The sequence below is a fragment of the Pseudomonas sp. FW305-28 genome (assembly GCF_017351395.1).
Lineage (GTDB): Bacteria > Pseudomonadota > Gammaproteobacteria > Pseudomonadales > Pseudomonadaceae > Aquipseudomonas > Aquipseudomonas fluorescens_AA.
Genome location: NZ_JACNDD010000010.1, coordinates 62,247 through 84,938 on the forward strand (window position 1 = coordinate 62,247; position 22,692 = coordinate 84,938).

General features: G+C 54.5%; 22 protein-coding genes and 3 pseudogenes. 11 read left to right on the forward strand and 14 right to left on the reverse strand.

Features of this window, described 5'->3' with window-relative positions:
* The first annotated feature begins 194 nt into the window (after positions 1-194).
* The 6 genes from hxsD to J4E53_RS04450 all read left to right on the forward strand — a co-directional run bounded on the left by hxsD (position 195) and on the right by J4E53_RS04450 (position 5,240).
* The gene (gene hxsD / locus J4E53_RS04425) at positions 195-494 is read left to right on the forward strand and encodes a His-Xaa-Ser system protein HxsD (RefSeq protein WP_047542058.1); all 300 of its coding nucleotides are present in this window, start codon (positions 195-197) and stop codon (positions 492-494) included.
* Positions 491-1,978: a His-Xaa-Ser system radical SAM maturase HxsB gene (gene hxsB, locus J4E53_RS04430; protein ID WP_103308105.1), complete on the forward strand. Its 1,488-nt coding sequence runs from the start codon at positions 491-493 to the stop codon at positions 1,976-1,978. The genes hxsD and hxsB overlap by 4 nt, the downstream gene beginning before the upstream one ends.
* 5 nt (positions 1,979-1,983) lie before the next feature.
* Positions 1,984-3,213 carry a His-Xaa-Ser system radical SAM maturase HxsC gene (gene hxsC, locus J4E53_RS04435; RefSeq protein ID WP_103308106.1) on the forward strand — a complete coding sequence of 410 codons (1,230 nt, stop codon included), beginning with the start codon at positions 1,984-1,986 and terminating at the stop codon, positions 3,211-3,213.
* Positions 3,210-3,818: a His-Xaa-Ser repeat protein HxsA gene (gene hxsA / locus J4E53_RS04440; protein ID WP_047542064.1), complete on the forward strand. Its 609-nt coding sequence runs from the start codon at positions 3,210-3,212 to the stop codon at positions 3,816-3,818. Before hxsC ends, hxsA begins: the two co-directional genes overlap by 4 nt.
* A gap of 50 nt (positions 3,819-3,868) precedes the next feature.
* Positions 3,869-4,282 carry a hypothetical protein gene (locus J4E53_RS04445; protein ID WP_103308107.1) on the forward strand — a complete coding sequence of 138 codons (414 nt, stop codon included), beginning with the start codon at positions 3,869-3,871 and terminating at the stop codon, positions 4,280-4,282.
* 280 nt (positions 4,283-4,562) lie between these two features.
* Positions 4,563-5,240, forward strand: a complete 678-nt coding sequence (locus J4E53_RS04450) for a DUF5710 domain-containing protein (protein WP_103308108.1) — start codon at positions 4,563-4,565, stop codon at positions 5,238-5,240.
* A gap of 41 nt (positions 5,241-5,281) precedes the next feature.
* Here the strand turns inward: J4E53_RS04450 and J4E53_RS04455 are convergent.
* A pseudogene (locus J4E53_RS04455) lies at positions 5,282-5,368 on the reverse strand (transcriptional regulator); the annotation flags it as partial.
* Between the two features lie 202 nt (positions 5,369-5,570).
* Between J4E53_RS04455 and J4E53_RS30970 the strand changes: the two are divergent.
* The gene (locus J4E53_RS30970) at positions 5,571-5,732 is read left to right on the forward strand and encodes a LysR family transcriptional regulator (RefSeq protein WP_371919204.1); all 162 of its coding nucleotides are present in this window, start codon (positions 5,571-5,573) and stop codon (positions 5,730-5,732) included.
* On the opposite strand, the gene J4E53_RS04465 is transcribed toward J4E53_RS30970, so the two are convergent.
* Genes J4E53_RS04465 through J4E53_RS04480 form a run of 4 tightly spaced genes read right to left on the reverse strand, consistent with a single transcriptional unit; the run spans position 5,729 to position 11,259 of the window.
* Positions 5,729-9,160, reverse strand: a complete 3,432-nt coding sequence (locus J4E53_RS04465) for an AAA domain-containing protein (RefSeq protein WP_103308109.1) — start codon at positions 9,158-9,160, stop codon at positions 5,729-5,731. The genes J4E53_RS30970 and J4E53_RS04465 overlap by 4 nt on opposite strands.
* Positions 9,161-9,172: 12 nt before the next feature.
* Positions 9,173-9,613, reverse strand: coding sequence for a hypothetical protein (locus J4E53_RS04470; RefSeq protein WP_047542070.1), 441 nt, complete (start codon positions 9,611-9,613; stop codon positions 9,173-9,175).
* A gap of 9 nt (positions 9,614-9,622) precedes the next feature.
* On the reverse strand, positions 9,623-10,162 hold the full coding sequence (locus tag J4E53_RS04475; RefSeq protein WP_103308110.1) for a hypothetical protein: 540 nt from the start codon (positions 10,160-10,162) through the stop codon (positions 9,623-9,625).
* A complete protein-coding gene (locus tag J4E53_RS04480) occupies positions 10,159-11,259 on the reverse strand; it encodes a hypothetical protein (RefSeq protein ID WP_103308111.1) in 1,101 nt (366 codons plus the stop codon). Before J4E53_RS04480 ends, J4E53_RS04475 begins: the two co-directional genes overlap by 4 nt.
* Before the next feature lie 242 nt (positions 11,260-11,501).
* Here J4E53_RS04480 and J4E53_RS04485 point away from each other — a divergent pair, with 242 nt between their 5' ends.
* The 4 genes and pseudogenes from J4E53_RS04485 (at position 11,502) to J4E53_RS04495 (ending at position 16,397) form a co-directional block, all read left to right on the forward strand.
* Positions 11,502-13,850: an AAA family ATPase gene (locus tag J4E53_RS04485; protein WP_047542076.1), complete on the forward strand. Its 2,349-nt coding sequence runs from the start codon at positions 11,502-11,504 to the stop codon at positions 13,848-13,850.
* A 3-nt stretch (positions 13,851-13,853) separates the two neighbouring features.
* The gene (locus tag J4E53_RS04490; RefSeq protein ID WP_256587135.1) at positions 13,854-14,954 is read left to right on the forward strand and encodes an endonuclease; all 1,101 of its coding nucleotides are present in this window, start codon (positions 13,854-13,856) and stop codon (positions 14,952-14,954) included.
* Positions 14,955-15,425: 471 nt separating this feature from the next.
* Positions 15,426-15,554 (forward strand): annotated as a pseudogene (locus J4E53_RS30705) (transketolase family protein); the annotation flags it as partial.
* A 294-nt stretch (positions 15,555-15,848) separates the two neighbouring features.
* Complete coding sequence (locus tag J4E53_RS04495; RefSeq protein WP_256587136.1) at positions 15,849-16,397, forward strand: LysE family translocator; 549 nt, start codon at positions 15,849-15,851, stop codon at positions 16,395-16,397.
* Positions 16,398-16,424: 27 nt separating this feature from the next.
* On the opposite strand, the gene J4E53_RS30975 is transcribed toward J4E53_RS04495, so the two are convergent.
* From J4E53_RS30975 to J4E53_RS04535, 9 genes and pseudogenes are all read right to left on the reverse strand, one after another.
* On the reverse strand, positions 16,425-17,285 hold the full coding sequence (locus J4E53_RS30975) for a methyl-accepting chemotaxis protein (RefSeq protein ID WP_371919205.1): 861 nt from the start codon (positions 17,283-17,285) through the stop codon (positions 16,425-16,427).
* Positions 17,283-18,317 (reverse strand): annotated as a pseudogene (locus J4E53_RS30980) (cache domain-containing protein); the annotation flags it as partial. The pseudogene J4E53_RS30980 and the gene J4E53_RS30975, both read right to left, overlap by 3 nt.
* A gap of 32 nt (positions 18,318-18,349) precedes the next feature.
* Entirely contained in the window at positions 18,350-18,694 is a 345-nt protein-coding gene (locus J4E53_RS04505; protein ID WP_103308113.1) for an Lrp/AsnC family transcriptional regulator, read from the reverse strand.
* Positions 18,695-18,705: 11 nt separating this feature from the next.
* Positions 18,706-19,467 (reverse strand): ABC transporter ATP-binding protein, encoded by a 762-nt coding sequence (locus tag J4E53_RS04510; protein WP_060742423.1) that lies wholly within the window; start codon positions 19,465-19,467, stop codon positions 18,706-18,708.
* A gap of 51 nt (positions 19,468-19,518) precedes the next feature.
* A complete protein-coding gene (locus J4E53_RS04515) occupies positions 19,519-20,229 on the reverse strand; it encodes an ABC transporter permease (RefSeq protein ID WP_060742424.1) in 711 nt (236 codons plus the stop codon).
* Positions 20,226-20,954 carry an ABC transporter permease gene (locus J4E53_RS04520; RefSeq protein ID WP_060742425.1) on the reverse strand — a complete coding sequence of 243 codons (729 nt, stop codon included), beginning with the start codon at positions 20,952-20,954 and terminating at the stop codon, positions 20,226-20,228. The genes J4E53_RS04515 and J4E53_RS04520 overlap by 4 nt, the downstream gene beginning before the upstream one ends.
* Before the next feature lie 51 nt (positions 20,955-21,005).
* Complete coding sequence (locus J4E53_RS04525) at positions 21,006-21,788, reverse strand: transporter substrate-binding domain-containing protein (RefSeq protein ID WP_060742426.1); 783 nt, start codon at positions 21,786-21,788, stop codon at positions 21,006-21,008.
* A gap of 173 nt (positions 21,789-21,961) precedes the next feature.
* Complete coding sequence (locus tag J4E53_RS04530; protein WP_060742427.1) at positions 21,962-22,279, reverse strand: multidrug efflux SMR transporter; 318 nt, start codon at positions 22,277-22,279, stop codon at positions 21,962-21,964.
* A gap of 141 nt (positions 22,280-22,420) precedes the next feature.
* Positions 22,421-22,692, reverse strand: a 272-nt coding sequence (locus J4E53_RS04535; RefSeq protein ID WP_207268111.1) for a PLP-dependent transferase, incomplete at its 5' end; no start/stop codon positions are given.

The following is a 22,692-nucleotide window of genomic DNA, read 5'->3' on the forward strand; positions in this document are numbered from 1 at the left end:
GCTATTGATTAGGATGGGTAGACTGAGGGAGATATGAACCCTCGGCCCTACCCCGTATCAATGGCCGAGCCGTAGTGAGCGCACCACCCACCACGCTGGACAAATGCGTGCAAATGTAAAAAATTATGATGGCATAATGCCTCGGCAACCTGCAAAATCCACACGTTTCCAACGGATTTGAAGGAGCGGTTCCGATGACATGGCCAGTCACGTTGAAACTCGACAGCGCAGCCTACCCGCTCAGCGTGGTGCAACGCGCCGCTTATTCCCTGGCCGACACTGTCGCGATCCAGGTCGCTATTGAAACCAATCAGATAAGCCTCACGGCCCACCCCGCTGAAGCAAGGCTAACGCTTTCCCCGGAGCAGGCTCACTCGCTGATCCTCCAGTATCTGAACGACTTCGCCCTACGCGACCATATCAACCGCGAAACAGCAGGGCTGCGCGAAGTCCTGGCCCGAGCCGCGCTCGCTGGATGTGGGATTTCCCAGTGACACTGATTGCGACAGACGCCAAGCACTACCGCTTGCTGCCTTTTCGATTCATGCGCATGAACACGGGACATGACCGTGACATCCTGCTCACCTCCGATACCGGTGAGTACATGCACGTGAACGACGCGCAATTACGAGCCCTCAGTTACTTCGACGTTCAAGCAAGTACGCCTTTTTATAAGGACCTGCTGGCCCGCCACTTCATCTACGAACCAGGCTGCCACGACCCGTTCCCGGAAATGGCAGCGCAGTATCGCAGCCGCAAGGACTTCCTCTTCCAGGGGCCTGCACTGCACTTGTTCGTGGTTACATTGCGCTGCAACCACACCTGCCAGTACTGCCAGGTGTCACGGGCCCCTCTGGGAGGATCCGGCCACGATCTGTCGGAAGCGGATGCGCAGGCGGCGGTCGATCGCCTGTTCGAATCGAACGCTCCCGCCCTGACTGTGGAGTTTCAGGGTGGCGAGCCGCTTCTGGCCTTCGAGCGCGTCCGCCAGATTGTCGAATGGGTCGTTGAACGGAACGTGGTCGAACAACGGGATATCCAGTTCGTCATCACCACCACGTTGCACCACCTGAGGGAGGAAGTACTCGACTTCGCAGAACAAAATCGCATCCAGTTTTCGACCTCGCTCGATGGGCCGGCGCCCTTGCACAATGCCAACCGCCCTACCCCGTCACGAGACTCCTACGAACGCACTGTAAAAGGCATCCAGTGGGTCCGTGAGCGCCTTGGCCATGATGCAGTTTCCGCGCTGACCACGCTGACCTCAAGAAGCCTCGAACAACCTGAAGCGATCATCGATGAGTATGTAAGCCAGCGCTTCTCCAGCATCTCGCTTCGGCCTCTGAGCCCTTATGGGTTTGCCACCAAGAGTGCCCATCGACTTGATTACCCTATTGAACAATACCTGGCCTTCTACAAGAAGGCACTGGCCTATTTACTGCATATCAACCAACAGGGCGTATACCTCTCAGAGAGTTATACAAGCCTGTTGCTGAAGAATATCCTGACACCCTTCTCCTCCGGCTATGTAGACCTGCGCTCCCCTGCTGGCGCAGGCACTGCGGCGCTGGTTTACAACTATGACGGTTACGTCTATCCCTCGGACGAAGCCCGAATGCTGCTGGAGATGGGTGAAGACGGCTTGAAGCTCGGCACCGTGCAGCAACCCTTGTCTGAATTACTCGCATCGCCCGTCATGAATGCGTTGCTCGCCAGTGGTGTAGCAGAAGCGCTGCCGGGCTGCTCCGACTGCGCACTTGTCCCGTACTGTGGTGCTGACCCCATCGAACACTATGCCCGCCAAGCTGACCCGATCGGACACCGAGTGTTCAGCAGCTTTTGTAAGAAGAACATGGGGCTTCTGAAGCATCTTTTCGGTCTGCTTTACGATGGCGACGACAACGTGCAGAGGGTGCTGCTGTCTTGGTTGAACAGGCGCTCTTACAGCGATGTCCGGTTCCCGGGGTACAAGGGCTGAAGGCGATGCTGCGAAAAGATACCCACTTCGAAATCCATAACCTGAATGAGCCGAAACTGCTCAAGGTCATCACTCTGGATGAGTTCATCGAACAAGGCCTGGCTGTTTGTGCCGGAAGTGCTGAGTTCGGTGACCTGCTGCTTTGGCTGCCAAACGAAGAACGGCTACGGAGCCCGCATCTGCTCTCGTTACCAGTGGGTGGATTCCTGATCCCGGAGCCATTGATCGGCGACTTCGACAGCGCGCGGCCACATCTGCACACCCCCAAAGATGCGGATGTCGTGCAGCCCGGCGATGTCATTGCCATCACACCAGGCAACGCGTTGGTGCGAGTGCTCTATCGACGAGGCTCAGACAGCAACCTGCTGTTCATGACCGATCGTTGCAACAGCCTCTGCCTGATGTGCTCGCAGCCGCCCAAAGATATCGATGACCGTTGGCACATCGAAGAGAACCTACGGCTGATCGACCTGATGGACCCGGGCGAGGAAAATCTGGGAATCAGCGGCGGAGAACCAACGCTTTATCGCGACGGCCTGCTGGAAATCCTGGCCAAGTGCAAAGCCGTTTTGCCGCAGAAATCTATCCATGTGCTCAGCAACGGGCGTCTGTTCCACGACACGAGCTGGATCGCAGCGCTCTCTGCAATCGGCCACCCTCAGTTGAGCTGGGGCATCCCGCTGTATGCCGACAATGCCGAAGACCATGACCATGTAGTGCAGGCTCCAGGCGCGTTCAGCGAAACCCTGCAAGGTCTTTACAATCTGGCGCGTGCCCACCAGATCATCGAGGTACGCGTGGTGCTCAATCGCCTGACCACGCCACGCTTGCCAGAGCTCGCCCACTACGTGTTCAGGAACCTGCCCTTCGTGCGGCATGTTGCGCTGATGGGTATCGAAAGCACCGGCCTGGCCAGGAAAAACCACGAAGAACTGTGGATTGACCCGCTGGACTATCAAGAGTCGTTGAGCCAGGCCGTGTATTTCCTGTTCAACCGCGGAGTGCCGGTTTCGATCTACAACTTGCCCCTGTGCCTGATCCCGGCCCACCTCTCGCGTTTTGCCCGCCAGAGCATCTCGGACTGGAAGAATCTGTTCATCGATACCTGCCAGCAATGCGCTGCCGTCAAACATTGCTCTGGCTTCTTCAAATCCCACACCGACCGCTGGCAGAGCCGCGGCGTACAACTGCTATCGACCAAGGCCTTTAGCGCCTATGCAAGGAGTGCACAGTGAAATTGCTCGACCGCTGGAAAGTCCTGATCAGTGGGATCAGCCTGCTGCCAATAGCAGGTACCACCCTGGCACAGGCGGGCCATCTGCCACTCGCCGATGCAAACTGGCAACCCAACGACAAGCTACAGCCCCCGGTATTTGCCGATACGCTCAATGCGCCAGACACCATCAACATCTATGCGGCGCATCGCTCGCACAGTTCTCACCGGTCCCACAGCTCGCACAGTTCTCACTACAGCGGCTCGGGTGGCTATAGCGCACCTCGCTACTACAGCCCACCCGCTACCAGTACCCGAGGCTACAGCGCGCCGAGTGCTTCGAGCAGCCCTCCAGGCAGCAACAGCCTTTATCAGTCGTCTGGCACTACCAGCGGGACAAGTTCGAGCACTTCTAAGAGTCGCGCGACCAATGAGCAGAAAAGCAGCCTGGTCACCCGTGTGCAGACCGCGCTTATGGTGCGCCAGTATTACCAAGGCTCCATTGACGGGGTGATGGGCAAAGCAACACGTGGGGCCTTGATGGCCTTTCAGATGGACAGTGGCCTGACCGTGAATGGCCGGATGGATACACCATCACTGAATGCGTTGGGGATCAAGATTCCATAAGTCGATTCAGGTTAAAGCTCGCGCCCGTTCAGCAACGAAGGAACTATCCCATGCAGCACATCACTCAAGTCGACAACACTCTCTGGGCATTGATCAGCCGCCTGCAAGGCAAGGAACTGCAAACACCGTCGCGTAGCGCCCGCTTCCGTATCGCGACTGTTGATGCAAATCGCGTTGTGATTGAGACCGGATTGGAAGACTCGCAGTTGGCGCTGACTCGAGCAGCTTTCCAGCAAACGTTGGACTACCTCGCCGATAACAGTCATTTCGGCCAAGCACAAGCTGTGGAAATCAACTCCAACCATACGTACGAAAAAGCCGGCCCACTTTGCCAGGCGGCTCGTTACAGAGCAGAAGGCAAGCCGGGCCGTACCAATATCACTTACATTCTGCCGATTCTGGAGCAGTGCCAGGCAGTCGGCATCCGGTCCAGCACCCCAAACAGCACTTGGCTGCTGCCCTGAGCCGAGTTATAGGCCTCCTTTTAAGGCCTAAACTTGGTCGACCTCAGATAACAGCCATAGTCGGTTAGCAGGCAATATATACAGACTGATTGAAGACCCAACCATTGAGCGCAGTTATGAATTAACCTCTGACCAAGACAGACCAGCGGGCTATTGCAGCACATCCCGCCATCAGCCTGCTTTGTCGCTCTTTTTTAGAACTCGAAGGTCCCCAACAAGGCTAGAAGGCTCTAGCATGGGATCTGACGCTTACTGATGAGCAATACGTACGGATACAGAAATGGCAAGGATTGATCTGAAAGTCCCCTTCTCAGAAAAAGATGAAGCGAAATCACTCGGTGCCAAGTGGGACCCGGGCCTGAAGACTTGGTACATCCCCGAGGGTGTCGACATCGGCCCCTTGGCTCAATGGCTACCCGTAACAGAGCACGCAGACCTCGAGCACGGACCTGAATTTAGTGTCAGAGCACCGTATTACTACATCATAGAGTCAGTGTCCGACTGCTGGGGCTGTTCTAATTTGACCCGCGTGTTTTCGTTCAAGCTGCCCGAGCAACACGAAGAGTTCGATTACTACGAGGATGAGGACGAAGATTTCGCGCTCACAAGCAACCTCGGCGAATGGAAGTGCCATGGGTATCGCGGAACGGTCTCCAATATCGCCAGCCTCTCTGCCGGGGTCACGAAGCAGATCCGTCACTTCACTAACAAGTTCAAGCAGGCCTACAGCAAAACGGTAGGCAGCAGTTACCTGATGAATCACTGCGAAAACTGCGGAGCCAAGCTCGGCGATTTTTTCATGCACAGCGAACCTGGTGGAGCTTTCTTCCCAACCTCAGCACAAGAAGCTCAGCGGATGACTCTAATCAGAATCAACGAGCGGTTCGACGCGAACTGCAGCGTCGGCTTTGCATCCGAAGATTTTTTCGAATGGATGGAGGTTCGCGAGCAACCCTAATTACCCTATCCAATACCGTACTGCTCGAGGACCTCAGCTTTTCACGACAGCGGACCGTACTGAGCTTTCCAAGCCTTCAGGCCGGAGTGATTGCCACCTTTCGTTTCGATGACTTCACCGTTTCCAGGGGGGAACGTGTCGCTTACCCTCAACCTATGAACTACTGAAGGCCATCTGAATCCATCTGGTTTCTGTCGGAAATCTCCACCAAGAACCTGATACACCGAGGGGCAACCTGGGGGCATATCTGAAACTTATCTGCCTGAAAACACAGTGCTAGAGCCCAGTCAAAATGTTTTTTGGGGGCCCGGATAGTCTCTAGGCGCCGCTATTCATGCCGTCCGCAATCTGGAAAGTCGGCTCAGGGTTCGGCTGTTGAGTCGGACAAACAGGACGGTGTCGCCGACCGACGCAGGGGCCGCTTTTGCCAAGCGACCGGAGCAATCCGAAAGCAGGTCCGTCCAGTCCAGCTACTGCATCAGGAAACACTAACTACTCAATGGCACCTTGCTCTTGTGAGTATTCGCCTGAAAAGGATTCGAAGCCGTGGCTCGAGCGCTGCGTTTGATGATCAGGCTAAACAGTGCATTCTTGCCGCGCTCCTGCTTGAGCAGAAACTGGGCGTGGCCAAAGAATGTGAGGTTTTCCCGCGCTCGTGAGCACGCCACATTCAAACGTTGACGGTCGAGCAGGAAGCGGATGCCCCCCTGAGTACGAACAGTTGAATACAACACGATATCCGCTTCGCTTCCCTGGAAACTGTCCACCGTATCGATCTTTACCTCAAACACGTCGTCAATAAGCGGCAAGCTCTTTCTAAGCGCTGCGAAATCTTTATTGATTACGCGTTTCTGGGCTCCATAGGGTGTGATGATTGCCACGGATTTAGTAGTAAAGCTTTGGGTGCCTTCCGCTCGGCGCGATGCCAGTTTATGCGCCGACGCTTTCAGGAAATCGACTATCGCTTTGGACTCCGCCTCATTGAACAGGCTGGTGCCTTCGTTTTCTTCCTTGCCATGAGGGACGTCCACCCAGCGCATGCAGTGTTCTGCGTCGAGAAAATCCTTACGTTCGTGCACCTTGCCGTTGTGCAGCCCCCTTACGTCATTGGCGGTGTAGAACAGGTCCGCTACCAGATCGCCGATGGGTTCGACCATGCGAAACTGTTCCACAAGTCTGCCGGAACAGGCCGCTGGCAGGTTTTCATAAAGCTGCTCGAAAAAGCTGGTCTTGAGAAATGTTTCCTCAAGAAACGGCAAGACCGACTTTGCCTCAGCCTCTTGCAAGGCGCGGCCGATGCTCGGGGGGAGCTGGAAATGATCTCCGATAATGATTGCTTTACGGCTGCGCATAAGTGGAATCAAGAGTTCGGGAACCGTTGCCCTGCCTCCTTCGTCGACGATGCAGATGTCGAATGCAAGTCGATCCATACCGTAACGTCGCGATGACAATCCTACGCAGGTAGCACCGATCAGGCCGTGATCCTGGACAACGAGCTCAGCCAGTTCATCATCGAACTGTGAACGTCCCCGGTCTGAAGGATGATAGATACGGTCCATCCAGGTTTCGATCCAATCGGCTTTTTCGGGGTTCTCGAGGCTCGCCAGACTGTAGTCCTGCTGACGCTCGCGCAGGTACTCCATCAAAACGTTTTCGGTCATGCGCGGCCGAACTTCCACTTGCACCTTTTCTACATCGTTGCCAATGCGCAATACGTTGGAGCTGAAACCCGGGAACTGTTCAAGGAAGCGATCGAGAGCGTTATCCACCGCAGTGTTCTGTTGCGAAACTACCAGAATCCTGGAGTCTGGTCTGGCGCAGAACAACTGGTGCAACAACTCGACGATGCACGTGGTCTTGCCTGTACCCGGAGGCCCTTGTATCAGATACAAATTGGATTCGACGAGCGCCGCCTCGATCACCTTTTTTGCGGCCTTCGCTTTGTCAGCCCCCTGCCAATTGGGGTCCCGCCAGTTCAGGCCACTATTGACCCGTTCATTCCAGAATGGGTCGGGTTGTGGAACATAGCGGGCAGGCATCAGCAGAATTTGCTGCAGGTTTCGATTAATCAGGCGCCCACCCAGGAACCCCTGAAGCGCGATCTTCTGCCGACCCAGATTTGCCAGCTCGCCCCGGTTGGGAAAGCGTATTCTGTATTGCGACGGCTGCACATCGACGTAACCGCTATCGGAGCCTGGGCGCTTCATCCCTTTATGGAAGATTTCGTAACGTTTTGCAGCTCGGGCCTCTGGCACCCCATGCAACTCGGCGACCTGCAACCAGCGCTCTTCACCATCGCCACTCAGGCACAGCTGCTCCACGAACAACCGCGGCGTACTACGAGCCTTTTCAATCAATTTCTGCAGGCCATCGACCAGATTCGAACTGCTGGAACACTCCAGCGTTCGCTCTTCCACTTCAGTGACATCACTCAAGTTAAATACAGCATGCCCTGTTTCAGCCAACAGATAATCTGTAACTGCATTCCAACGCTCGAAGAACTTTCCAGCCTGCTTGCGTGCCTGACTGTCGCCGGCGAAAAATGACTGCTGACGACAAAAGGTCACGAAGGCTTCGAACTGCAGGACGTCGAAGAAGACGCTGTCCTTGAATCTCACGTCAATCAACCGCATCGGGCAAGGCAAAGCGTCTAGCTCAACGCTATCGAAACCGGTGCGCGTCACATTCACAATGTGCAACTGAGAGTCCTTGAAGCTGGCTTTGGCCTCGATCAGCCATGCCCCAAGTTGCAGGGAGACGATGAGTTCGCCATCAATCTCGACCGAGCCCCGCAACTGCCACTGTGCACTGCCACTTTCGCGTTCCAGCCCCTCAAGATCATACACAGCGCGGTCCGCGTGGATAAACACCGGTGCTGCACTCTGTTCGCCGTAGCGAAGCGACTCCGGGTGCTGAGTGACCGTCACTTGGCCTTTGCTCAGCAGTAAGTCGTAGTAATGAACGTACACTTCAATACGATCACCACGCGGGTAATTCTTTCCGGGGAAGCTCGACTCGCTGCGTGGCAAGAATGCGACGACACCGCCGTTTGCGGACTGCTGCTTGTCGACAGAACAGAAACCTGGATAACAACGCACGAGGTAGCCGTCGCCATATTGTGGCGATGTCTGCGCTCTTTCAATGAAAGCCGTGCACGGCACACTTTCCAATATGTGTTCCGCGTGCAATGCCCCCCGAAAAACGCAGGCTTTGAAGAAATTCGGCCGCTTGACGTTACCTGACATCTGCACCGGCACCGCATTCTGATCGGGGTACTGCATCATCAGTGCGCGCTGTTGCGTATCGGTCCAAACGTTGGCCTGCTTCTCCGCACGCAGTTCGAGCTTTTGCCCGTAGGCGTTGAATGCATTATCAATCTCTGAGACCGATGCCAGAACGACCTTGCCGCCGTAAAACCAGTCGTCAGGTAACCGGGATTGTGGCTGTGCCATGTTCATCAGTTCAGTGAACTGTTGCTTTTGAGCGAGTTTGTCTAATGTCTGCAGATACCATTCGCAGTATGCGAAAAAACCTGCCAGGCGGTTCTGCGTATCTTGCAGGCGCCCATTGAGCAGGCGCAGTGCGTTGCGTCTGTAGGGACTGATTGATACGTCCGACAGATCGTTGGCCAGCCGTTGCGCCAGAATGTCGAACTCCTGGGCCGTGCCTTGCAGGCGCGCCCGAAACTTTTTGCAATAATCCTGGTTCTCGGCCTTGTACCGCAGCGCAGCACTTTCGTGGGCCCGAGCTTGCTCCATGGCGTTTGCCCAGCTGGTAGCCTGAAAATCACTTCGCGTCCGGGCATTGCGCTGCTTCAGTTCTTCATGGAGCTCACGTTCTTCATCGGTTTCACGATCCAGAAACCAGGCAACGGCACTCGCACCCAGAACGAACAACCCCGCAGCAACAAACTGGTACATAGGTCGTAGATCTCAAGGCTTAAGCGGAATGAGCGCTCGGTAGCTGTGCGCCAGTTGGTCCAGGGAGGCTGGCTGTTCAAGAATTTTGTCGAGAACACGCTCCCGTTCACGGTCGAGCGTCATCATCTGTTCATGCTCCATCTGGAGCCTGGCCATTGTCTGATCGTGCTCGTTGGCGTCTTTCTGCCGCAGGCGGTCAGTTTCAGACATCTTTTGTACGGTGTTCCAGGCCACCTGCTTGGTCTTCTCTTCGGCAGCGCTGACGCGCGCCTTGCTAGCTTCAATGGAAGCTTTGGTTACCGAGGTCTGTTTGCCCCAATCGGCGAGCTTGCTGGTCACAGAAATGGCGGCTTTGGCGATATCGGCCACTTGGTCGAGTTTTTTCATTGTGACCTTCTCGCTATCGCCTGCCTTTTCGGCAGTGTTCGTCTTTTGCGGTTTTGCCTTTTTCATGATGGGTCCTCACTCGTCCAACAGCGAAAGCGCTGCACTGAGCTGCGCATCAACCAACAGATAATAGGTGCGCTCCAGCTTCAACAATGGCACGCAATTGGGTGTCACCGCCAAACGCTCCCGAGACACGTGATCACCCAGACGCTTGATATGCCGTCCCAGGTTCTCCAGGTTCGTCACTCTGATGTGCAGCGTTACGTCACGAGCCTCCAACTGGTTGCGCAACGCGCTCATTTGCGCACTGAACTTCAGGTCACGCTCCTTGGCCTGTAAGCGAAATTGCTTCTCAAGCTCCTTGAACTCACGGCGAAGAGCTTCACCTTCGGCCTCCAGTGCCTGTGTTTTGCTTTTGGCTTGACGATAATCAGCGTAAGCCCCCAAAGCATCCAGAAATGCCAGCCCCGCCTCGACGAAAATCAACGGACTGGCGGCTTTACCCGTGCGCGCCATCGTATACAGGGTGCGGCTGACGCCACTGGTACGTTTGACCCGTTCCGTGGTTTTGTCGTCCCAGTCAAACAAGGTCGCGAACACATCGACAGTAATCACGCTAATTCCGCCGCTTCTTCGGTCATGAGGTTGTGGGACAGGGTGAACGCGTCAGGGGTGCGCTGTAGATGACGGGCCAACTGCACCTCATCCATTGAGCACAAAAGTTGCAGGATTCTGGCGTTGGTTTCTACGCAGAGGCCAGGCGCAACGGTCAACGAATCAAGTTCACTTGGCAGGCCGTCACCAAGACACATGGGCAGCCTGGCATGTCTGGCGTCCTCGCTCTCCACAACGGCAGCCGTGGTGAAATGGCTCAAGGTGCCCGAACTGACCAATTCAAGCCGGTGAACACGCGTGGACGGTAGCTCGACCGTCCACGGGAAATTCGCTATTGGCTTGAACACATGAGCAATTTCGACCACGGGCAAGGTCAGCGACGGCAGTGCATCCGACTTGCCATGATGATTGGACGTCTTCAGGCGCAATTGCAGTTCCCCGGCCGCGTACTCGATCGGCACCTGCAGCCCGGCTTGCTCACCCTCATCCATGCCCAGCTCGAACGCCCAGTGTTCAAGCTCGCTCGTTATCAACTCGCAATCGGCTCCCCAGCAATACTCGAGCAACTGCTTCAGACCGTCTTGCTCCAACAGCCCTCTGAGGCGGTTGGCATCATCAAAAAGCCTTGAGCGCCCTGCCCGACCTGTCCGACGAGGCACATGAGTGACAACGGTCGATGGGGCGTCATTCGCAGGTAATGTCTGTGGGTGTGTCGTACCGTAGTCGAACATCACAAAGTGCGCCGCGTGACGCGAAAGGGTGAAAGCGTCCAGCCAGACCGTGAGGCTGAAATCCTCAAGCAAGTGCTCCACTTGCACGATAGAGGTGCCCCGCGCCGTCAGCCACAGCAACGGGCCATTTTCACCCTCTTCTATTTGCACATACCGGTGGGCCTGCAGGTATGCCAGCTGATTAAGCAGCACGCTCTCGCTAAGCGCCGTTACCTCTATCAGTGCGGCGAGCGACAGCTCCTGTTCGATGGCTCTGAGCAAAAAACGCGATACACCGCCCATGCTGTCCAGCAGCCGGTGTGAGAGCGTCAGGCTGTACCGATCAAATGGCAGCAGAAAGGTTACGGGTTTGTCGATTTGAATCAAGGTCACAGTCCATTGAAGTACAGATTCTCCAAAAGCCCGAGGGCTCGACACGGGCGGGTGCCAGGTTATTGCTTGAAACAAGCCATTCCTGAAGCCGTGGACATTAGGAATGCCCCAATGACGCGTGACAGCCTTCGCGGACCATCACAGACTTTTCGATAGTGGCCCCATGCTATATCGTGCACCCTGTGTTTGGCGATGATCTGTGGCGGTTTTTTTCGCCGTGTCAGGGAAGATGAGCAATGCAACGATTTTTACGCAACAAAGTACCTCCCTCCATTTTCCGCGAAGAGCAATTCAGGAAGTCCAGAGAGCAACTGCTGGATTTCTTCAGTCTGGACACTCAGGAGCGCTCTCAAACCCGTGTGCCCATGGAAGACCTGGAACTGAATCTGAACCAGCTCAACCCTGTTTATGATGCGCTGGGACAAATGTTTCGATGGAAATGCGCATTTTGCGAAAGCAAGGACCATCCACTTCCCTACCGATTTCGACCAACGTCGTCCGCAACCTCTACGATGGGAGGGATTGACTCGCATCTCTACTATGTCTGGCTCGCCAATGCCTGGGAAAATATCTATCCCATCTGTCTGAAGTGTATTCCGCGTCAGCGTTCGTTCTTTCCGGTAAAGGGCAAACGTGCTCCGATTCCGAACCTTGAGCAATTGCGCCAGTATGCCGATGACAATCTCGGTTCATGGCGCTTCTCCACATACCGCGAGTCAGCCGTTTTGCTTGATCCGTGCGTTGATCAGCGTTTTGAAAAGCACTTTTTCCCCTCCGTTAATGGCGAGCTGCTGCCACTGTCTGAAGAGGGCGATATCACAATCGCCAATTTTCGCCTGGACCGTCCAGAATTGAATGAACTGCGGGAAGCCAGACTTCGGCAGTACCGTGAAGAACTATTGGCGTCTGGTGAACACCTGCCGCGATTACGCCAAGCTACCTTTCAGACCTATTTCGACTTCGCCGAACTTGAGTTCGGTGGCCTGTGGTACCTGCAATGCCGGCGAATTGCGCTGTACTTGTTACAAAGGGTTGGCCTGACAATGCCTACCGGCCGCTCCGGGGTGGCAAAGACACTGAAAGCCCTGCTTTTAGTCGGGGACTATCAGCAGACGCGTGAACAATTGCAGGTGTGGATTGAAGAAACTGACTTCGGCCGTAAAACCTTGAACATACCGCCAACGGACTATGGCGTTCTGGGCACTGCGCCAGACCAGCAGAAGACACCTGTGCCGCTGGTATACCCGTCCTTGCATTCCATCGAACTCCAGCATTTCAAGGCGATCGAGCACCTCGAATTGAATCTCGGCACACTCAGCGCCGAATCGCAGTTGAGCAATGAAACTCTACAGCCAGCACTGCTGATACTGGGTGAAAACGCCACCGGAAAAAGTTCGATTCTCGAAGCGATTGCGCTTGCTCTGAGCCATCCAGATACACCTGCCACCTTGAACCTGACACCTGGCTCCTTCGTACTTTCTCCAGCCCAACTGGGCTCGGATGACGTGGCCTCTAAAACCCCGGCACAGGTACGTTTGAGTTTCGACGAGGGGCAAGCCAAAGTCTTGAGGATTGATGACAACGTCTTTCGACCGGATGGACCGGATGATGTACCGCCAGTGTTCGCTTATGGCGCCTTTCGCCAATACCAGAAAAGATCTCCTCCGGCTCATGAAGCCGATCATGCGATCATCAACCTGTTCGAGACGGATCGCCTACTGGCCAATCCGGAGCACTGGCTGCTCGGGCTGGAAGGCGAAGACTTCAATGACGTAGCCCGTGCATTGAAAATCATCATGTCTGTGGACGGCGACATAAAAGTCATCGAAAAAGCGCCCGACGGTAAATCCTGCCTGATCGTGACGGTCCCCGCCGGTGTAGTGACCAGGACACCGCTCAATGATGTGTCCTCAGGCTACAGAACCATCCTGGCAATGGTATGCGACATCATGCAACGGCTCATGGACCGTCGCGTCCATCCACGTTTTCAAGGACTTGAGCATGCCCAGGCTGTGGTGTTAATCGACGAAGTCGAAGCGCACCTGCACCCGCGCTGGAAAATTCAGATCATGCATGTGTTGCGCAAGGCCTTGCCCAAGGTCACGTTCATCGCCACCAGCCATGACCCCCTATGTCTGCGCGGCATGCAGAAAGGAGAAGTCGTGGTCGTTCAACGTCGGTCCAAGGCTGGCGGGGCAAAGACTCAGTACGCCACGTGCATTGAGCAATTGAGTGATCTACCGGACTCCTCCCGGTTGACGATCGAGCAGTTGCTAACGTCCGATTTTTTCAATTTGATGTCAACTGACCAGCCGGAAATGGAGAAGCAATTGGCAAGCGTGGCCGATCTATTGAGCAAGCGCAAAAACAGAGAAGTGTTGACCGCCCAAGAACAGCGGGTCATGGCCTATTTCGAAGATGAGGTCAACGACGCGCTTCCCGTTGGCACCAGTGAGGCCCAGCGTGTCGTTCAGGAGGCTGTCGCCGAATTTCTTCAGCGGCGAAAGAAGGAGCCTTCCAGTGAGTGGGAAACGATACGTGTGGAAACCAAGACCAAAATACTGAGTATCCTCAAGGACTTTTGAACCGTGCGCTTCGTTGACCGATCCCTCGTGAAAAAGCCCCTGGCGATGTTGCCTAGAAAGACCACAGTCAGTGCCGCGGATCAGGAACTCACTGATTTAACCGCCTATTTCAAAGAAAAAACGGCTGCACTTGAGACCTTGGCGCGCGCCAGAGCCACGCTGGCGGCCGATGATCCGGTTGTGATTGAAGCCGCAAAGGCAGTGGACTCCTTGAAAAAACCCCTTTTCAAGACCTATCGCAAAAATTCGGTCAAAACCCAGTTGTTAGCGCTGTTTCATGGCAAGTGCGCGTATTGCGAAACGTTCTACCCTGCCGTGGCCCCGGTTGACGTAGAGCATTACAGGCCGAAGGGGGGCGTAAAGGATACTGACCATACGGGATATTGGTGGCTGGCGATGGATTGGGAAAACCTGCTTCCCAGCTGTATCCATTGCAACCGACTGAACGAACACATCACACCGGTGCTCTCGACCCAATTGGTTGAACTGCGCAGTGACCATTCAGGCTTCAGCAAGCAACGCAGGGCCACTACAGGCAAAGGCAATCATTTTCCAATCCTGGGGCCGCGCGCGACACAGGACTCGAGGGACTGTTCAACGGAATACGCGTTGTTACTCAATCCCTGCCGGGATGATCCACAAGAGCATTTAGCCTTCCATGTCGACTGCGAAAAGCTCATTGGGTTGGTGTTACCAAAGCCACACGATGGCGCGGGGCTACCTGAAGTCATTCCAACCCAAGATCTACTCCCGGAATTCAAAGGTGAAATTGATAAGGCGCTTGAAGACAAGCTCAGTCTTCGTGGCGCGGTATCGATCCATACCTACGGGCTGAACCGTTTGGGATTGGTCCAGGATCGCACGCGAGTACTGCGCCAACTCGCCTTTATGGAGGAGTCAGTAAAGGATCTTTGCGCGATGATTCTGAAACTCGAAGTGTGCAGGAATGCTCCGTGCGCGGATGAAAACAAGCGCATCATAAAACGAATGGAAGCATTGATAGACCGTACGGTGCGACATATGAAAGAGATGGCCAAGCCTCAAGCACCCTACTCGACGATGGTTCGCGAATATCTGGCTGGTTTCGAGAAGCGCCTCGTCTGATCAAAGCTTACCCGGCAGGCCGTCCATTCGCTTTCAACGCAGGTGTTCGATCCTTGCTGGCAACGCAACACAGCTTTGTCATCAAACAAATTGATAGCACCCTAACTAAAGGTGGATGGTAGGCTCTGAATCGCCCCTGGTTTCGTAGAAACCTCCAAGACCAGCAAACCAATTACGCGGATGCAATATTGGGTCGAACACAGCCGATCGGAGTTGCTGCTCTCGAGCGAGAGCGGATTAGCGTGTCCTTAATGAGCCCTGCAACCTACCTCCAGATCCAATGAGGAGTTACACCGAAAGCCAGTCACTGCCATACTGGAGTTCGTGAGAAATCGCCGCTCGCGAGCGCTCTCGTACTCTGTGTAACTGGGGGCAAAACTGGGGGCATCATTAGTTTTTTATGACCTGAAACTACCGTCCTAGAGCCCAGTCAAAATGTTTTTTGGCGACCCTGAGAGCCTTTAACACCAGGTTACGCCGACGTTCAGACAAATAGTGTTGCAGGACACGTTTCTCGATGTTGGTGCGCTTCCGACGTTACACGATCGCTACGGTATTTCTACCCAGGCTGTGCGCGCGCAGATCAAGGGTTGGTTGTAGGATTTAAAACTGCAGGGGCTGAATCATACCCCTTGAACACCGACAGTCTGTTTTGGGGTAAGCGTTATGCCTGGAAAGGCTGCACCGAACAAAAAATTTCCGAGAAGAACTAGAGGCGAACGGGTCAGATTTGGGCAACTGATGGAATGACGTGCACGTTGGAACCACTTAAGCTACTGGCTGTCATGCATTCTTCCAGAGGCTAACAATGTCATTTGATCTGCACCACTTACTGCTGGTATTCACAGCTTACATTGTGGGAGCTGCCAGCCCGGCCCCAGCAACATGCGAATCATGGGCGTTGCCATGCACCAAGGGAGAAAGCCTGCGCTGATGCTGGCAACTGGAGTCATCAGTGGTTCTTTCTTCTGGGGGGCAATGGCCGCTACAGGTGTATCAGCCATTCTGCTCCAATTCGCACAGGCACTCTTCGTACTCAAGATAGTCGGCGGAGCGTACTTGCTGTTCCTTGCTGTAAAAGCTGGGCGATCTGCTCTGAGCTCTGATGAGCGAATTCAGAAGGCGTTAGCCGCAGCACCAACCGTTTCTGGCTTTGGCCTCTACCGGCGCGGCTTGCTTATGCACCTTACCAACCCAAAGGCTTTGCTGGGTTGGATCGCAACAATGACACTGGGGCTGGGACCACAAGCGACGCCTGAGACGGTTTTAATCATCCTGGCGGGCTGTGCCGTTTTGAGCATCACAATTTTCTGCAGCTATGCGATCGTTTTCTCAACAGCTCCAATGATTCGGGGTTATCGCAGGGCGCGCCGATGGATCGAAGGTACCCTCGCCTTAGTATTTGGAGCAGCAGGCTTGAAGCTGTTGTTTTCCCGCACATGACTTAATGCCGGCCCTTGTGGGGATGGCCTAAGTTCGGAAGCCATCCACCAACTGTTTGAGTCGTGTGGCTTGTCGTTCAAGATCGTCACAAGCAAGCAGTGTGGCCTGCAGGTTCTCCACCCCTTCCTGGTTGAGGGTTTTGATCTCGGTGATGTCCATGTTCAGTGAATCGATAACTGAAGTTTGCTCTTCCGTTGCTGTCGCTACCGACTGGTTGATTCCGTCAATCTCGCCAATGCGCTGACTGACACTGCCCAGCCGCTCACCGGCCTGGTTGGCGATAATCACACCGTCCTTACTGTAGCGCTCGCTTTCTTTCATGGTGAGTACCGCCTCACGTGCCCCCATCTGAAGCTCTGCAATCATTGTATGGATCTCCTGGGCTGAGGTCTGAGTGCGGTAAGCCAGGCTACGGACTTCGTCAGCCACAACAGCAAAACCACGCCCGGCTTCACCCGCCCGCGCGGCCTCGATCGCAGCATTGAGTGCCAGCAGGTTGGTTTGTTCGGAAATGCCTTTGATGACTTCAAGAATCCGCCCGATATTTTCCGTCTTACCATTCAGCGCCTCAATGTTGCTGCATGAGGTGCGGATCTTTCCTGATAGCTCGTCCATGGCATTTATCGTTTGTGTCACTACCGCGCGGCCATCTTCTGCCTGGCGTCGGGCATCCGACGCCTGAAGGGAGGCGTCACCCGCGTTGCATGCGATTTCCTGGGCCGCCGCACCCAGCTCATTAATTGCAGCGGCAATACTGTTGGTGCGATTGGCCTGGTCGTCCGAGTTTGATATGGAGGCGCTGGAGGTCTGCGTCACGCGCCTGGCCACTTCATTGACATGCTCGGTGGCAAAAGACACCTCACGTATTGAGTGCTGGATGCGCTCCACAAAAAGGTTGAAGTCTGCGGCCAATTCTCCGAACTCATCTTTCGAGTGCGCACCCAAGCGGCGGGTAAGGTCACCCTCTCCCTGGGCGATATCCCGCATGGTTGTACCCATCAATCTCAGGGGCCGCATCAGTACGCGAATAAGCAGGCCCAGCAGAAGCAGCGTGGTCGCCACGGCAATAACCATCGCCAAAATGGCGGAAGTGCGAAAATCACCAAGTGCGCCATAAGCTTCGCTTTTGTCGATGGACAAACCGATATACCAGTTCACCGAAGGCAGTCCTTTGATCGGCGAGAACATCAAAACTTGAGGTTTTCCGTCCTGCTCCGTCTCGCTGATATGAGAGCTAAGGGATGGCGTGTTCAGCGGGTAAATATCGCTCAATTGCTTCATCACCCGTTCTTTTTCGGGATGAACCAGCACCCTGCCATCTGCGTTGACCAGAAAGGCATAGCCCATTCCACCCAGGTCGAGCGAGCGGACTATGGTCGACAGCGTCTCAAGTGTCAGGTCCCCGCCTACCACCCCAAGCGCCTGGCCATCGTGACTGACCGGCGTTGCAATGGTCATCATCAGTTGGCCCGTCGTCACGTCCAGGTACGGCTCGGTCAGCGTGGTTCCTCCGACAGTCATTGCGTCCGTATACCAAGGTCGGGTGCGAGGATCGTAATCAGCGGGTAGGTCGTCCTTTGGCCGGATGACGAAACTACCGTCACGACTGCCTAGATAAGTGAAGGTAAACGTCGAGAGCAACGACCTCTGCTCCAGCAGCCGCGTGATGTGTTGCGACGCGGGATCATTGGCAACCGTCTGGGCAATATGATCAACCAGAAGTATCCGCCCAGAGAGCCAGGACTGAACGCTTGCAGCCGTGATCTTGCTCATTTCCTCGAGGTGGTTTTCAAGGTTCGTGCGGATGGTTTTGTGTTGAATCGAGTCGTTGTAAAGCGTAAAAAGCGAAAACGCTGCGACAACAACGAATGATGCCGCAAGCAATACCTTATGACTGAACTTCAGGTTCGCAATCATCATGGTTTATCCATAGGCTTGGAGTGTTGTAATTGTTATTCGATACCAAGGTGCGTCGATGAAGGCTTGATGACGCCCAATTGTGGATAGGCCAGCAGTTTCTCGAGGTGCAGTTCAGTGCTCTCCAGCCAGGTCACTAGAACCACCAGTGACAAACCGGGTGATAGCTTATGCTCGTCAATGAATGCCCCGTAACCGCGGATGGCGCCCAGCCTATCCAGCTTGCGAACGCGTTGCTGACAAGGGCTCTCGCTCAAGTGCACCAGTGAGGCGAGTTTTTTATAAGTGATGTGCCCATTGCTGCGCAGTACGTCGACGCTGGCCGCGTCGATGCGTCCCAAACACTCAGGGGCCGCGTGGTTCTTTGTTCCGCCGGTCATAGCCAAGGCATTCACTTAAGCCCATTGGACAGAAACTGCTGCAGGCGCTCGCTTCTGGGGTTATCCAGAATTTCAGGTCCACCCTGCTCTTCAACCAGTCCTTGATGAAGAAACAGCAACTGGTTCGACACTTTGCGTGCAAACCCCATTTCATGGGTCACCATGATCATGGTGCGCCCCTCTTCAGCAAGGCCCTGGATGACTTTGAGAACCTCGCCCACCACCTCAGGGTCAAGCGCCGAGGTGGGTTCGTCGAACAGCATGACTTCGGGCTCCATGGCGAGGGCGCGGGCGATCGCTACCCGCTGCTGTTGACCTCCGGAAAGAAACGCAGGGAACTGATCGGCAATACGGGCAGGCAAGCCGACTTTATCCAAGTACCGCCGCGCACGATCTTCTGCGTCTTTTTTGCTGACCCCTAGCACCCGCCGCGGGGCAATGGTGATGTTTTCCAGCACGGTCATGTGCCCCCACAGGTTGAAATGCTGGAAGACCATGGCCAAGCGGGTACGTAGTCGTTGCAGCTCACGGTCATCCGCCACACGTAATCCAGCATGATTTTTAACCATGCAAATTGGTTTGCCATCCAAACTCATGGCACCGTCGTTGGGTGTTTCGAGAAAATTGATACAGCGCAGGAACGTACTCTTTCCCGAACCACTGGCGCCGATCAGACTGATGACATCGCCCGTTTTGGCTTGCAGGGAAACACCCTTGAGTACTTCATGGGTACCGTAACTTTTGTGTAGCCCGTCAACTGTCAATTTGTACATGTTCGCAATCATCCTCTAAGAGTTCGGGGGCGGCCCTGTCAGACACAGGACTCAGTGAGTCGGCCCTAAGAAAGCCAACCAATGACGTTCGGCAATTCGGAACAAACCGACCAGCGCAAAGGTCACCGCCAGGTAAATCAGCGCCGCAATCCCAAACGATTGAAAGGTTAAAAAGGTCGCAGAATTCGCGTCACGGGCGACTTTGAGAATGTCCGGCACCGTGGCGGTGAATGCCACCGTGGTTGAGTGCAGCATCAAGATCACTTCGTTGCTGTAATACGGCAGCGAGCGACGCAAGGCTGACGGCATGATCACGAATGCGTAGAGCTTCCATCCCGAGAGGCCATAGGCTTTTGCCGCCTCGACCTCGCCATGGGCGATGTTGCGAATGGCTCCGGCAAATATCTCAGTGGTGTAAGCGCACGTGTTCAAAGCGAAGGCAAGAATGGTGCAGTTCATTGCATCGCGGAAAAATGCATCCAACAAAGGCTGAGCACGTATTGCCGCCAAGCTATAGATCCCCGTGTAGCAGATCAGCAGTTGGATATAGAGCGGTGTCCCCCTGAACAGGTAGGTATAAAATTGCACCGGCCAGCGTACGTAAAACCTGGGTGACACGCGTGCGATGGACAATGGAATAGACACGATAAAGCCGATGAAAAGCGATGCACTGAGTAACCACAATGTCATGGCCAGACCCGTGATTTGCTGGCCATCGCTGTAGACGAATGACCTCCAGTACTCCTGCAGTAGTTCAATCATCGCGCCGCCTCCCGTGAACCCGCGGCGTAGTGTTTTTCCAGACAGCGCAGGACGAAGTTGGAGATGCTGGTGATGATCAGGTAGGTCAGTGCAGCCAGCACCAGGAAAAAGAACAATTGGTAGGTGCTTTTTCCTGCGTCCTGGGCAGCCTTTACCAAATCAGCCAGACCGATGATCGACACCAATGCGGTTGCTTTGAGAATTACCATCCAGTTGTTACCCAGCCCCGGGAGGGCAAACCGCATCATTTGCGGGAATACCACAAAGCGAAAACGCTGGGCGCGACTTAACCCATAGGCGGTAGCGGCTTCGACTTGGCCACGGGGTACTGCCAGCATGGCGCCACGGAAAGTTTCGGTGAAATAAGCCCCGTAGATAAAACCAAGGGTAATGATTCCTGCAACGAAGGGATTGATTTCGATGTACTCCCAGCCCAATGCCACCGTGATGACCGTCAGCCAGGTTTGCAGGCTGTAGAAAATCAATAGCATCAGTACCAGATCGGGCACCCCACGAATCAGCGTGGTGTAGAGCTGCGCCGGCAAGCGCAGGAGCTTGAGGCTGGACAGTTTGGCGCTGGCGCCAATCAGCCCGAGCAATACGCTGAGCGCAAGGGCGGACAGGGACAGCTTGACGGTCATCCAGGCGCCTTCGAGCAGCAACGGGCCGAAGCCTTGCAGGCTGAATGCGGAGAGCCCCAATGCGCCTAATAGTGTTTCGAACATGATCAACAACCTATAGCGAAAACGCCCATCCAGCGGACGAGCGCCGGATGGTTATTTGCCGCTGTAAAGATTCAGATCGCCAAAATGCTGCTTCTGGATCGAATCATAGGTCCCATCGTCGTGAAGGGCCTGGATCGCTTTATCCAGCAAGGCCTTAAGCTCTGTATTACCCTTGGCGATGCCGATGGCTGTTTTGGAGGGAAGATAAGGGCTCTCTACCGACGGGCTCATTTCGTATTCAGCGCCCTGAGGTGAGGTGATAAAACCCAGTTGGGCTTGAAGCGTATCCTGAAGGGATGCATCCAGCCGACCCGCTACCAGGTCGTAATACACCTGATCCTGGTTCTGATAGGACTGGATTTTTACCCCAGCTTTGTCCAGCACGGCCTTGGCGTAGGCTTCCTGGATACTGCCTTGAAAATAGCCAACTGTTTTGCCTTTGAGTGATGCCACATCTGTGTTCAGACCCGAACCTTTCTTGAACACATAGGACGTGAACCCGGAGAAAAGCTCGTTTGAAAAATCAATGGCTTTTTCGCGAGTGGCCGTCACAGTCATGGATGACAGGATGCCGTCAAACTTGCCGGCCCTGAGGCCTGGAATCAGGCCATCAAAATCGCTTTCCACCCAGATGCATTTGACTGAAAGCTTGGCGCAAATCGCGTTGCCCAGATCAATATCAAATCCCTTGAGGCTACCATCGGCGGCCTTGGACTCAAACGGTGCGTAATTGGCATCTACGCCGAAACGCAAGGTGGAGTATTCTTTGGCCGACACTGCACTTGTGCACAGCGCCAAGCCCATTACTAAATACAGCTTCTTTAGCGAAATCATAATTACATCCCTAGATATTGTAGTTTGATTAAGGGCAGTAAACATCTGACAGCATTGACCGTGACACTCATTATTATTTAGCGAGACCTGCGTCTCGACTTGAACGTTACCTGAGTACGGCGACTTTACGAATATGGCAAATTGAACGTTATCACGAGCAAAATGCTCGTCCCTCAAGCAGACACCAGCTTCATCATTAGCAAACCACTGACAATCAATACGGCAGCTACAATTCGCAACAGCGTGGCGGGTTCACCCATGAAGAAAATACCCGCCGCAAAAGCCCCCACAGCGCCGATCCCCGTCCAGATGGTGTACGCCGTACCCAGCGGCAAGCTCTTCATCGAGAAGGATAAAAGCGCGAAACTGGCAATCACGGTGATAAATGTAATGACCGTTGGCACTAATCGCGTAAACCCTTCAGATTGTTTCATCGAAAAAGCCCAAATCACTTCAAGTAAACCCGCAATGATCAAACTCATCCAAGCCATGAGTAACTCCCAAACTATAAAAACGCAAATACCGTTCGCGCCAGGCGCAACTACTATGCCAACGTTATTAAAAAGACCCCCGCGAGTACGGGGGTAAAGACGGGTTGACCAAACCCTGGTTACTTAGCGCCCGTATTCAAATCACTTGAATGTTGCGTCCAGTGCGAACGTAATATCCTTGATCAAGTCTTCTGGGTCTTCCAGTCCTACAGAAAAACGCAGATGACCGTATTGGCGGAACTCTTCGGGGTACTTGTCAAAGCCACCTCGACCCTCTGCACCTACGTGCACGATCAGCGATTCGTCATGCCCTAATGAAACGGCCGACGTGATGATGCGCAGGTTCGACACAAAGCGGTTCTGGGTATCAGGGTCACCCTCTACGGCAAATGCCATCACCGCACCATAGCCCT